The organism is Stenotrophomonas sp. Br8 (assembly GCF_014763005.1).
In the GTDB taxonomy this organism is placed as follows: Bacteria; Pseudomonadota; Gammaproteobacteria; order Xanthomonadales; family Xanthomonadaceae; genus Stenotrophomonas; species Stenotrophomonas lactitubi.
Genome location: NZ_JACGTN010000003.1, coordinates 249417 through 262041 on the forward strand (window position 1 = coordinate 249417; position 12625 = coordinate 262041).

A 12625-nucleotide genomic window follows, 5' to 3' on the forward strand; every position below is an offset into this window, starting at 1 on the left:
TACAGGATGACATCCGCACCGCCACGGCGCGGTGAGCGGGCGCCGGGGCTACAATGGCCGCCTGCCTTTCCTCGCGTTGGAGACCCTGCAGTGACCCGTAAACTCGTACTGTTGCGCCATGGCCAGAGCCAGTGGAACCTGGACAACCGCTTCACCGGCTGGGTCGATGTCGACCTGACCGAGCAGGGGCGCCGGGAAGCGGCTGCCGCCGGCCGCCTGATGCGCGAGGAAGGCCTGCAGTTCGACGTCGCCCACACCTCCGTGCTCAAGCGCGCCATCCACACCCTGCAGGGTGCGCTGGCCGAGCTTGATCAGGATTGGCTGCCGGTGAACAAGTCCTGGCGCCTCAACGAGCGCCACTACGGCGGCCTGCAGGGCCTGGACAAGGCCGAGACCGCCGCCAAGCACGGCGAAGACCAGGTCAAGGTGTGGCGCCGTTCGTACGACATCCCGCCGCCGGCGATGGACCTGGAAGATCCGGGCCACCCGATCCATGACCGTCGCTACGCCGGCCTGGACCGCAACGCGCTGCCGGGCACCGAATCGCTGGCCACCACCCTGGACCGCGTGCTGCCGTACTGGCACGACGCCATCGCGCCGCAGCTGAAGGACGGCAAGACGGTGCTGGTCACCGCCCACGGCAATTCGCTGCGCGCGCTGTACAAGTACCTCAACAACGTGTCGCGCGAGGAAATCCTCGAGCTGAACATCCCGACCGGCATCCCGCTTCTGTTCGAGTTGAATGACGACCTCACCGTGAAGTCGTTCCGCTACCTGGGTGACCCGGAGGCGGCGCGCAAGGCCGCTGAAGCCGTGGCCAACCAGGGCAAGGCGAAGTAAGAACGAAGGGCCGGCGCACGCCGGCCTTCGCTTTTGTAGAGCCGAGCCCACGCTCGGCTGATGCATTGCCGACGTTTTCAGAAAGCAGCCGAGCATGGGCTCGGCTCTACAGGCGCACTCCTGTGACCTTTGGCCGGTCCCCACCATCGCTGCAGCGGCTACGCTGGACGATTCGCCGTTGGAGACACGCCATGAACGTCCGCAATCTGGTCCCGCTGGGCCTGACCATCGCCATCGCCGCCTCGCTCGCCGCCTGTGGCAAGAACGAGACCGCGCCCGCTGCCGACGCTGCCAAGCCGGCGTTCGACCAGTCGCAGATCAAGACCGCGCTGATCTCGCTCAACAGCGCCGATCTGGATCCTTCCATCGCTGCGTGCACCGACCTCAACGGCTTCGTCAACAGCAAGTGGCTGAAGGCCAACCCGGTGCCGGGCGACCAGACCACCTGGGGCAGCTTCGAGATCCTGCGTGAGCGCTCGCTGGAAGTGCAGCACGCGCTGGTGCAGCAGGCCGCCGCCAGCCAGGCCAAGGCCGGCTCGGTGGAAGCCAAGATCGGCGACATCTGGAAGACCGGCAACGACGAAGCGAAGATCGAGGCCGCCGGCCTGGCGCCGCTGCAGCCGACGCTGGACAAGATCACCGCGCTGAACGACACCGCCGCCATCACCCAGTACCTGCGCGACAGCCAGGCGCAGGGCCAGGGCGTGCTGTTCTCGCTGTTCGCCAATGCCGACTACAAGGATTCGGCGAACGTCATCGCCTACGTCGGCCAGGGCGGCCTCGGCCTGCCGGAGAAGGGCTATTACTTCGACGAGTCGCAGGCCAAGATCCGCGACGCCTACGTGGCCTATATCGCACAGGTGCTGACGCTGTCCGGCGTGGACGCCGCGCAGGCTGCCGAACAGGCCAAGGCGGTGATGGCGTTCGAGACCCGCCTGGCCAAGGCCTCGATGTCGCGCATCGAGATGCGTGACCCGGCCAAGCGCTACAACCCGCTCAGCGCCGCCGACGCGGACAAGCTGACCCCGAACTTCAGCTGGACCGCGCTGTTCGACACCCTGAAGGTGCCGGCCGCACAGAAGTTCTCGCTGGCCCAGCCGGGCTTCTTCAGCGAGATGGACAAGATGCTGGCCGACGTGCCGGCCGCCACCTGGCAGTCCTACCTGCGCTTCCACACCATCGATGATGCCTCGCCGTACCTGAGCAGCCAGTTCGAGAAGGCCAACTTCGAGTTCTATGGCAAGACCCTGCGCGGCCAGCAGGAAATGCAGCCGCGCTGGAAGCGCGTGCTGGAGTCGGTCAATGGTGGCATGGGCGAAGCGCTCGGCCAGCTGTATGTCGATGCAGTGTTCCCGGCCGAATCCAAGGTGGCCATGCAGCACCTGGTGCAGAACCTGTCGGTGGCGCTGAAGGCGCGCCTGGAGCAGCTGCCGTGGATGGGCGAAGAAACCAAGAAGAAGGCGCTGGAGAAGTGGGCCAGCTTCACTCCGAAGATCGGTTACCCGGACAAGTGGCGCGAGTGGACGGGCCTGCAGACCAACGGTGACAGCTACCTGGGCAACATGCAGGCCGCGCGCGCGTTCAACTACCGCTACATGCTGGACAAGGTCGGCAAGCCGGTGGACAAGACCGAGTGGGGCATGACCCCGCAGACGGTCAATGCCTACTACAACGCCACCAAGAACGAGATCGTGTTCCCGGCGGCGATCCTGCAGGCGCCGTTCTTCGACGCCAAGGCCGATCCGGCGCTGAACTACGGTGGCATCGGTGCGGTCATCGGCCACGAGATGATGCACGGCTACGATGACTCGGGCAGCCAGTTCGCCGCCAACGGCAACTTCGACAACTGGTGGACCGACAGCGACCGCAAGGCCTTCACCGAGCGCACCGATCAGCTGGTCGCACAGTTCGACGGCTACGAGTCGGTGCCGGGCGTGTTCGTGAAGGGCAAGCTGACGCTGGGCGAGAACATCGGTGATCTGGGTGGCCTGACCGTTGCCTACGATGCACTGCAGATGGCGCTGAAGGAGAATCCGAAGGCGAACGTCGAAGTCGACGGCCACAGCCAGGACCAGCGCTTCTTCATGAACTGGGCCACCGTGTGGCGTCGCAATTTCACCGACGGTGAGCTGCGCGTGCGCCTGAACACCGATCCGCACGCACCGGCGAACTTCCGTGCCAACGGTGCGCCGTCGAACATGCCGTCCTATGCCGCTGCGTTCCAGTGCAAGGCCGGTGATGCGATGGTGCGCGCAGACGACAAGCGCGTGGTGATCTGGTAACCGATTGCCCGCAACGTGCAAAGCAGAAGGCCCGGCGCAAGCCGGGCCTTTTCATTGGCAACCACTACAACCGGCTGAGGCTCAGCCCGGGCATTTCAGGTACTGCGACAACGTCGCCTGCCACGCGCTGGCCGGGTCGAAGCCTGGCACCAGACCGCCACCCGTGCCGGTGAAGTTGGACATGCCATGGGCCAGCATGTAGGTGGGGGTATACGAGGGCGGCCCCACGCGCTTGCTGAAGGTGCAGATGCCAGCGACATAGGCGGGTGCCTTGTCGGGGGTCAGCTGCGCCTTCAATGCGCTGTCGAAGCGGCCGAGATTGTCCTCGCCCATGGCCGAACCCGCCATCGACTTCAGCGCGTTGTAGGCACTGTGTCCGGTCTCGTCAGCGACCCGCTGGCGATCGAAATGGGCGAATACGCCGGCGATGTTGTAGAGATCGATGGCGTCCTGCATGCGCCCATCCTGCACGCAGCGGGGCAGGGCGTTCATCAGGGCGGCGGGCGAGGTGCCGGCGGTGATCTGGCTGCGCGACAGGCAGGCGGCAGCGGGCGCGTTGCTCTCTTGCTGGGCCTGCGCGAACGGCGCCAGGGCCAACAGCAACAGTCCCAGCGGTGCGGCGATGCGGGTGTTTCCTTTCATGGGTGGTACTCCTCGTAAGCAGGCGACCGTCTTTGGCCGACCATCAGCTTGCGAGGATTGCCGTGGCTGCGCAAGCAAGGCGCAGCCCAGCATGTGAATGCTCAGGCCAGCGCCGGCTCGTGCTTGAGCATGCCGTGGAAACGCTGCAGCACGTATGGATCGATCAGGCCACCGGCCTGCTCATCGAGTATCCGCAGCACCGTCTCATGCTCCATCGCCGCGCGATAGGGGCGTGCACTGGTCATCGCATCATAGGCATCGACGATGGTGACGATGCGTGCGCCCAGCGGGATGTTCTCGCCCTGCAGGCCATCGGGATAGCCGCTGCCGTCGAACGCTTCATGGTGGGCGCGGATCAGGCGCGCGACCGGCGCCGCATCGCTGCGACCAGTGGCCAGGAAGATATGTTCGCCACGTACCGGATGCTCGCGCATGATCGCGCGCTCCTCATCGCTGTGCCGGCGTGGGCTCAGCAGTACGTCGTCGGGAATGCCGATCTTGCCGATATCGTGGAAGCGTGCGGCCAGGGCGACCTGCGCGCAGGCTTCCTCATCCAGGTCGCAATGCAGGGCAAGGTGCTGCGCAAGAAGGCCCACGCGGTCGCAGTGGTGGCGGGTATAGGCATCACGCATCTGCAGCGACATCGACAGGGCGTCGATCAGGCAGGCCTGCGCGTGCAGGAGGTCGGGAGGTCTGGGCAGGGGCATCGGAACTGGCGGCGCGGCGAAGCCGCGCAGGAAACGGAAAGGCCCGCAAGAGCGGGCCGGGGCGGCGCATAGGGTACCCGCATCGGTGTTGCGCGGGGCGCATCGACGGTATCGCGTGGGGCCGTGCGTTCAGTCGTGTACAGCGTGTCATCGCCCCGGCCGCATCGGCAACCGGGGCGGCGTGGCTCAGCCGGTGGTCTGCAGGTGGATGCGATGGGCTTTGGCGAAGGCATCCTGCGCGTCGCTCAGGGTCTGCATGTCTTCGTCCATTTTGGTCACGGCTTCATCCAGCGTCTGCAGCAGCGGGGTGACCTGTTCTTCGCTGTAGCCATCGGGCAGGGCAGCCAGCTGTTCCATCACCGCGAACATCTGTTCGGTGCTCTTCAGGGAGTCGAGCAGGTTCTGGTGCAGTGCATCGGCGTCCTTGCCATGGGTGAACTGCTGGACGAAGACCAGCCGGTCGGCGATCTCCTTGTGCGCGTTCTTCAGGCCGAAGCGATGCTGCTGCATGCTCTTGCCATCCTGCAGCGACGCATGGAAGGACTCGCCGTTCGGGCCGTTGGTCCATTGCTCGACCATGCTGACCGTGCCGTTCCAGCTGGCGACATTCTCAAGCAGGTAATCACGGTTGCTCATGCCGTTGTGGCAGGCGGCCAGCAGGCCCAGGCTGGTGGCGAGCAGAAGGGGGGCGAAACGATTCACGGCAACACTCCTTGTCGCGGGCGCAGTAAACGGAAAGGGCACCGGTCTGCCGCCCGCGGCGGACCGGCGCCTTGGAGATCGATCAGCGCAGGGCCAGGGTCAGCAGCAGCGCCCGTGCGGCATTGAAGCGGTCTTCGGGCAGCGGCAGCGGATGCTTGACGCGCAGCTTGTCCGGACCGTCCATGGCATAGAGGTTCGGTTGTTTCTGGATCAGCTGGATCACCGCCATCGGGTCGATGTTCGGCTTGGATTCGAACACGATGCGGCCACCATTCTCGCCCAGGTCCAGCTTGCGGATGCCCAGCGTGCTGGCCTGCAGCTTCAGCTCGGCGATGGCGAACAGGTTCTTGGCCGCATCCGGCAGCAGGCCGAAGCGGTCGATCATCTCCACCTGCAGCTCGCGGAGCGCATCGCTGTCGCGCGCGCTGGAAATGCGCTTGTACAACGTCAGGCGGGTGTGCACGTCCGGCAGGTAGTCGTCCGGAATCAGCGCCGGCACATGCAGTTCGACCTCGGCGCCACGCGCTTCTTCGCCGGCATCGATGTCGGGCAGATGGCCCTGCTTGATGCTGCGCACGGCACGTTCCAGCAGCTCGGTATACAGGCTGAAGCCCACCTCGGCCATCTGCCCGCTCTGGTCCTCGCCCAGCAGTTCACCGGCACCGCGGATTTCCAGATCGTGCGTGGCCAGGGTGAAGCCGGCGCCCAGTTCGTCCATTGAGGCGATCGCTTCCAGGCGCTTTTCCGCGTCGGGCGTGATCGAGCGACGGTCCGGTACAACCAGGTACGCATAGGCGCGGTGGTGCGAACGACCGACGCGGCCACGCAGCTGATGCAGCTGGGCCAGGCCGAAGCGGTCGGCACGGTTGATGATGATGGTGTTGGCGTTGGGGATGTCGATGCCCGATTCGATGATCGTGGTCGACAGCAGCACGTTGAAGCGCTGCTTCTGGAAGTCCAGCATCACCTTTTCCAGCTCGCGCTCGGGCATCTGCCCATGGGCGATGCCGATGCGCGCTTCGGGCACCAGCTCGGACAGCTCGCGTTGCATGCGGCCGATGCTTTCCACGTCGTTGTGCAGGAAATACAGCTGGCCACCGCGTGCCAGCTCGCGCTGGAAGGCTTCGCGCAGCAGCGCGTTGTCCCACTGGGTGATGAAGGTCTGCACCGCCAGCCGGTTCGGCGGCGGGGTGGCGATGATCGACAGGTCGCGCAGGCCGGCCATGGCCATGTTCAACGTACGCGGGATCGGCGTGGCGGTCAGGGTCAGCAGGTGCACGTTGGCGCGCAGTGCCTTCAGCGCCTCCTTCTGGCGCACGCCGAAGCGCTGCTCCTCGTCGACGACGACCATGCCCAGATCCTTGAACTTCACGTCCGGCTGCAGCAGGCGATGGGTGCCGACGATGACGTCGATGGTGCCGGCGGCGACCTTCTCCAGCTCGGCCTTGATCTCCTTGGTGCTCTTGAAGCGCGACAGCACTTCGACCTTCATCGGATAGTCGGCGAAGCGGTCGCGGAAATTGCGGTAATGCTGTTCGGCCAGCAGCGTGGTCGGCACCAGCACCGCCACCTGCTTGCCAGCGCTGGCGGCAGCGAACGCGGCACGCACCGCGACTTCGGTCTTGCCGAAGCCCACATCGCCACAGACCACGCGGTCCATCGGCTGGCTGCTGGCCAGGTCACGCAGGGTGGCGTCGATGGCGGCCAGCTGGTCCGGGGTTTCCTCGAACGGGAAACCGGCGGCGAACGGCTCGTACATCGCGCGGTCCACCTGCAGTGCCAGTCCGGCACGCGCCTGGCGGCGGGCCTGGATCTCCAGCAGCTCGGCGGCCACATCGCGCACTTTTTCGGCAGCCTTGCGCTTGGCCTTGCTCCACTGCTCGCCACCCAGCGAATGCAGGGGTGCGGTCTCGGCCGAGGCGCCGGAATAGCGGCTGATAAGGTGCAGCTGCGCGACCGGCACGTACAGCCGGTCGCCCTTGGCATATTCGATTTCCAGGAATTCGCCGGGCATGCCGCCGACGTCCATCGCGATCAGTCCGCGATAGCGGCCGACACCATGGTCCTCGTGCACGATCGGCGCGCCTTCGGTCAGCTCGCCGAGATCGCGGATGATCGCTTCCGGCTCACGTCCGGCGCGGCGCGTGCGGCGTGTGCTGCCGGCGCGCTCGGGGAACAGCTGGCGTTCGGTCAGCACCGCGATGTGCGGCGCATCCAATGCGAAGCCGTCTTCCAGCGGCGCCACGGCAATGGCGAAGCGTTCGTCGCTGGCCAGGAAGGACAGCAGGTCGGCCACCACCGGCGGCTTCAGCTCGGCCGCCTGCAGCACTTCCAGCAGGGCCTCACGGCGGCCGGGTGAATCGGCGGCAATCAGCACACGGCCAGGGTAATGGCCGAGGAAGGATTTCAGTGCGTCACCGGCCGGTGCCTCGCGTGCGGCCACCGGCAGCGGCGGCAACGGCTGGTCGCCCAGCGCATGCGCCTCGGCAATGCGCGCGTGATCGGCAGCCCATACCTCGATGCGCGGTGCGTCGTTCAGCCGCTCGCGCAGCAGGTCCGGCGACAGGTACAGCGCCGACGGTGGCAGCAGCGGCCGTTCAACATCATGGCGGCGTTGCTCGTAGCGCTCGCCGGTCTGCGTCCAGAAGGTCTCTGCCGCTTCAGCGGCACCGACGCAGACCACCGGCAGGCTGCCGGCAGGCAGGTAGTCGAACAGGGTGGCGGTGCGCTCGAAGAACAGCGGCAGGTAGTACTCGATGCCAGCCGGCGCCAGGCCCGATTTCAGATCCTGGTACAGCGAACTGCGACGGGTATCGACGTCGAAGCGCTCGCGCAGGGTGGCCAGCACCCGCGCGATGCTGGCGTCGTCCATCGGCACTTCGCGACCGGGCAGCATGTGCACCGCCTCGACCTTGTCCAGCGAGCGCTGGCTTTCCGGATCGAATGCACGGATCGAATCGATGTCTTCGTCCAGCAGCTCCACCCGCAGCGGCTCGTCGGCGCCCATCGGGTAGACGTCAAGCAGGCCACCGCGCACGGCGAAGTCACCCGGGTCCATCACCTGCGGCACGTTGCGGTAACCGGCGCTTTCGAGGCGACGCTTCTCCGCTTCCAGGTCCAGGCGCTGGCCGACTTCAAGGTTGAAGCTGCCGCCGATGACGTAGCTGCGGGGTGCCAGCTGCTGCAGAAGGGTCTGCACCGGTACCACCACCAGGCCACGCTTCAGCGTGGGCAGGCGGTGCAGGGCCGACAGGCGCTGCGAAATGATGTCCGGGTGCGGGCTGAAGCGGTCGTAGGGCAGCGTTTCCCAGTCCGGGAACGCCACCACCGGCAGGCTCGGGTCGCCTCCCAGCAGGGTATGCAGATCCGCTTCGATCTGGTTGGCACCGTGGTTGTCACGGGCCACCACCAGTACCGGGGCATCATGCGTGCGCGCTGCCTGGGCCAGATACCAGGCCAGGGCAGTGGGCGAGGCGGGGGCGCGCCACCAGGCGCGGAGCTGGCCGGCACGTGGCAACGGCGGGGCGGGGAATGGAGTACGCGACATGAACCGCGGATTTTAGCAGAAGCCCCCGCCGGGCCCATGATCGTTACGTGACCGGGGTAGCGCCGGGCCATGCCCGGCGAGCGCAGCGGTCGGATCAACATCGCCGGGCATGGCCCGGCGCTACCGTCAGTTGTCCAGTTCCAACACCATCCGCACCAGGCCTTCGGCCCCGTTCGGGTGTGGTACCGGCTTGAAGCCCAGCGAGGCGGCCAGCTGCTTCATCGGCTCGTTCTCGGCGGCAACATCGCCGTACAGGCGGTCCAGATACTTGCCGCGGCCCCATTTCACCAGCTTGCGCATCAGCTGGCGGCCCAGGCCCTGGCCGATCAGGAACCGGCTGATCAGGATCGCGTACTCGGCTTCACGGGTACCGGGGATGATCGAGGCACGGGCCACCGCGCCGACCACGGCCTCACCGGCCGGCAGCGACTCGGCGGCGACCAGGGTGATCTCGGTCTTCGGATTGGGGTGGGTCAGGCGCTGGGTGGTTTCCGGCGACAGCTCGGTCACCGACTGCAGGAAGCGGTCGCGGATTTCTTCCGGCCCGAACAGGCTGAAGGCGGCCTGCAGCGGCGCGCCATCTTCCGGGCGGATGGGGCGGATCAGCAGCTCGTGGCCGCTGGGAGCCTTGAAGATCTCATGCCAGGGCGGCATGCGGTTGCGAGTGGCCATACCGGGTGATTCCTTGGTGGTCCATCGATTGTGTCATCACCGGGGCTGCATTCCGTGAACGAAAGGCTCACGGTCGTACAGCCTCGTGAAGGCCCTTATTCGGCCGTCTTCAGCCAGTCCAGGCGGGTGCTGGCACCGGGTTCGCCCAGATGCTGGCGCAGCGCCGGCAGGGCCGGGCCGACCACGCGGTCGAACTGCCAGGGTGCATTGAGCACCAGCATGCCACTGCCGTTGAGGCGCAGCGGCGAGTCGTCCGGGCGCACCAGGAACTCGATGGTCACGGCCGACTTCACCGGCAGTGCGGCGGCCTTGCGCAGGAAATGCAGGATGGTGCGGCGCTGCTTGATCGGGAACCAGACCGCACAGGTGGCCTGCGGCCAGCGCGCCAGGGTCTCGGCCAGCGCAGCGAGGACCGCCTGGTACTCGGCGTCCTGGGCCTCATAGGGCGGGTCGATCAGGACCAGGCCGCGGCCGATCTTGGCGCCGTTGGCCTTGGGCGGCAGCAGCGAACGCAGCAGCGCGTAGCCGTCACCGGGGTGTACGCCGACGCGGCTGTCATGGGCGAACAGGGTCTTCAGCGAGGCGGCTTCGTCCTCCTGCAGCTCGCACACCGCCATGCGGTCCTGCGGGCGCATGGCCTGCGCGCTCAGCAGCGGCGAGCCTGGGTAGGAGATCATCGCGCCGACCGGATTGTCGGCCTGTACCGCCTTCAGGTAGCGCTCGACCACCTCCGGCAGTTTGGGCTGGGCCATCAGCCGCATGACCCCGGATTCGGCCTCAAGGGTCTTGCGGCTTTCTTCGCTGGCCAGCAGGTAGCGGCCGGCACCGCCGTGGGTGTCGAGCACGAAGAACGGGCTGTCCTTGCGCTTGAAGCTGTCGATCAGGGCCAGCTGCACGATGTGCTTGAGGACATCGGCGTGGTTGCCGGCGTGGAAGGCGTGGCGATAGTTCATGGGCGGCAGTGTACGGGGCAAGGGCCGCAGCGGCTATGCTGCGCGCCATGACAGCGCCTGTTACCCATGTCCTGGTGGTCGAAGACGAAGCGGCCATCGCCGAAACCGTGCTCTATGCGCTGCGCAGCGAAGGCTATGCCGCCAGCCATTGCCTGCTGGGCGGGCTGGCCCTGCAGCAGCTGCAGGCCGGCGATATCGATCTGGTAGTGCTGGATGTCGGCCTGCCGGACCTCAGTGGTTTCGAGGTCTGCCGCCGGCTGCGGACCCTGCCAGGGCCCGTGGCGCAGGTGCCGGTGATCTTCCTGACCGCGCGCAACGACGAACTCGACCGCGTGCTGGGCCTGGAACTGGGGGCCGACGACTACATGGCCAAGCCGTTCTCGCCGCGCGAGCTGGTGGCGCGGGTACGTGCCCGCCTGCGGCGTGCCACGCCCGCGCCGGCGGCCCCGGGCGCCGAGACCGGCTGGCAGAAACACGGCGCCTTCGCCATTGATCGCGATGGCCGCCGCATCCGCTACCAGGGCCATGCGCTGGACCTGACCCGCTATGAATATGCGTTGCTGGAAGCGCTGCTGCAGCGCCCCGGCGCGATCCTCAGCCGCGCCCAGCTGATGGACCGTGGCTGGGACAGCGCCGCCGACAGCGCTGACCGCACCGTCGACACCCACGTCAAGACGCTGCGCGCCAAGCTGCGTGCGGCCGGTGCCAGCGGTGAGCCGATCCGCACCCATCGCGGCCTCGGCTACGCCCTGGAGGTCTGACGCGTGCGTCTGGTCCTGAAACTGTTCCTGGGCTTCTTCCTGATCGTGGGCATCGCTGCGTTCTTCGTGATGCGCGTGTTCGTCAACGAAGTGAAGCCGGGCGTGCGCCAGGCGATGGAATCGACCCTGGTGGATGCGGCCAATGTGTTGGCCGAGATGGCCGCCGCCGACGTCAAGGCCGGCACCATCCGCAACGGCAGCTTCACCCGCAGCCTGGCCAAGGCCCGGCAGCGCGACCTGAAGGCCATGGTCTGGCGCTTCCCCAAGCGTGCGCTGGACTACCGGGTGACGATCACCGACGCCAAGGGCATCGTGATCTACGACTCGTTGGGCCGCGACGTGGGGCGCGACAATTCGCGCTGGAACGATGTCTATCGCACGCTGCGCGGCGAGTACGGCGCGCGCTCCAGCCCGGAAACACCGGGCGATGACAGCAACACGGTGATGCACGTGGCCGCGCCGGTGTACGACCCGGTCGATGGCAATACCCTGATCGGCGTGCTCAGCCTGGCCCAGCCCAACCGCAGCATCGATCCGTTCATTGCCGCCAGCCAGCGCGCCATCATCGAACGCGGCGCGTGGCTGATCGGCCTGTCGGCGCTGGTGGGTGTGCTGGTGACGATGTGGCTGACCAACGGCCTGGGCCAGCTCAGCCGCTATGCGCGGGCAGTCAGCGCCGGTGAGCCGGTGCCTCCGCCGAAGCGCCGCAACGATGAAATCGGCGAGCTTGGCCAGGCACTGGAGACGATGCGACGCAAGCTGGAAGGCAAAGCGTACGTCGAACAGTACGTGCAATCGCTGACCCACGAGATGAAGAGTCCGTTGGCGGCGATCCGCGGTGCGGCCGAACTGCTGCAGGAGCCGATGGCCGACGCCGACCGCGCGCATTTCGCACGCAGCATCGTCGACCAGCAGGAGCGGCTGACCGAAACCATCGACAAGCTGTTGGCGCTGGCCGAGGTCGAGCAGCACGGCTGGTTGCAGACCCGTGATCCGATTGCCTTGCCCGCGCTGCTGCAGGAAGCCGCAACGGCAGCGCAGGTACGCGCGCAGGCCGCCGGTGTCGAGCTGCATATCGAGCAGGTGCCCGACCTGCGCGTGCAGGGCGATGGCTATCTGCTGCGGCAAGCCCTGCACAACCTGATCGACAACGCCATTGCGTTCTCGCCGCCCGGGGCACAGGTGCAGCTGGATGCACAGCTGGACGGGCAGGGCGTACGCCTGCAGGTTGCCGACCGTGGCGCGGGCATTCCCGATTACGCGCGCGAGCGCGTGTTTGAACGCTTCTATTCGCTGGCCCGACCCGGCACCGGCCGCCGCAGTTCCGGCCTCGGCCTGCCCTTCGTGCAGGAAGTCGCGCGCCTGCATGACGGCCGCGCCAGCCTGCAGCCGCGCGAAGCAGGCGGCACCGTGGCCAGCCTGTGGCTGCCGCTGGCGATACCAGGGCAGCGTCCGCGGCGCTGACTTCACACTCGCTTCAAATTCGCCACAAACCCTGCTCACCGCAGCGATCCATCCT

At 66.9% G+C, this 12625-nt stretch carries 10 protein-coding genes; 4 read left to right on the plus strand and 6 right to left on the minus strand.

All coding sequences use genetic code 11. The features are described 5' to 3' along the window. The first annotated feature begins 90 nt into the window (after positions 1 to 90). Positions 91 to 840: a 2,3-diphosphoglycerate-dependent phosphoglycerate mutase gene (gpmA, locus tag H3005_RS02495; protein WP_100551968.1), complete on the plus strand. Its 750-nt coding sequence runs from the start codon at positions 91 to 93 to the stop codon at positions 838 to 840. A gap of 191 nt (positions 841 to 1031) precedes the next feature. Then, on the plus strand, positions 1032 to 3122 hold the full coding sequence (locus H3005_RS02500) for a M13 family metallopeptidase (RefSeq protein ID WP_191077509.1): 2091 nt from the start codon (positions 1032 to 1034) through the stop codon (positions 3120 to 3122). A gap of 81 nt (positions 3123 to 3203) precedes the next feature. Here the strand turns inward: H3005_RS02500 and H3005_RS02505 are convergent, their stop codons facing one another. The 6 genes from H3005_RS02505 to rlmJ all read right to left on the minus strand — a co-directional run bounded on the left by H3005_RS02505 (position 3204) and on the right by rlmJ (position 10345). Next, positions 3204 to 3764, minus strand: a complete 561-nt coding sequence (locus tag H3005_RS02505) for a hypothetical protein (RefSeq protein ID WP_100551970.1) — start codon at positions 3762 to 3764, stop codon at positions 3204 to 3206. Positions 3765 to 3865: 101 nt separating this feature from the next. Beyond that, a complete protein-coding gene (locus H3005_RS02510) occupies positions 3866 to 4471 on the minus strand; it encodes an HD domain-containing phosphohydrolase (protein WP_100551971.1) in 606 nt (201 codons plus the stop codon). A gap of 186 nt (positions 4472 to 4657) precedes the next feature. Then, positions 4658 to 5173 carry a hypothetical protein gene (locus tag H3005_RS02515; RefSeq protein WP_100551972.1) on the minus strand — a complete coding sequence of 172 codons (516 nt, stop codon included), beginning with the start codon at positions 5171 to 5173 and terminating at the stop codon, positions 4658 to 4660. An 82-nt stretch (positions 5174 to 5255) separates the two neighbouring features. Further along, the gene (gene mfd, locus H3005_RS02520) at positions 5256 to 8720 is read right to left on the minus strand and encodes a transcription-repair coupling factor (RefSeq protein ID WP_100551973.1); all 3465 of its coding nucleotides are present in this window, start codon (positions 8718 to 8720) and stop codon (positions 5256 to 5258) included. Positions 8721 to 8846: 126 nt separating this feature from the next. Continuing rightward, positions 8847 to 9392 carry a GNAT family N-acetyltransferase gene (locus H3005_RS02525; RefSeq protein ID WP_025879325.1) on the minus strand — a complete coding sequence of 182 codons (546 nt, stop codon included), beginning with the start codon at positions 9390 to 9392 and terminating at the stop codon, positions 8847 to 8849. Positions 9393 to 9487: 95 nt separating this feature from the next. Further along, positions 9488 to 10345 (minus strand): 23S rRNA (adenine(2030)-N(6))-methyltransferase RlmJ, encoded by an 858-nt coding sequence (rlmJ, locus tag H3005_RS02530; protein ID WP_100551974.1) that lies wholly within the window; start codon positions 10343 to 10345, stop codon positions 9488 to 9490. Between the two features lie 35 nt (positions 10346 to 10380). Between rlmJ and creB the strand changes: the two genes are divergently transcribed. Next, positions 10381 to 11106 carry a two-component system response regulator CreB gene (gene creB / locus H3005_RS02535; RefSeq protein WP_191077510.1) on the plus strand — a complete coding sequence of 242 codons (726 nt, stop codon included), beginning with the start codon at positions 10381 to 10383 and terminating at the stop codon, positions 11104 to 11106. Between the two features lie 3 nt (positions 11107 to 11109). Continuing rightward, positions 11110 to 12570: a two-component system sensor histidine kinase CreC gene (gene creC, locus H3005_RS02540; protein WP_191077511.1), complete on the plus strand. Its 1461-nt coding sequence runs from the start codon at positions 11110 to 11112 to the stop codon at positions 12568 to 12570. Positions 12571 to 12625: the final 55 nt, after the last annotated feature.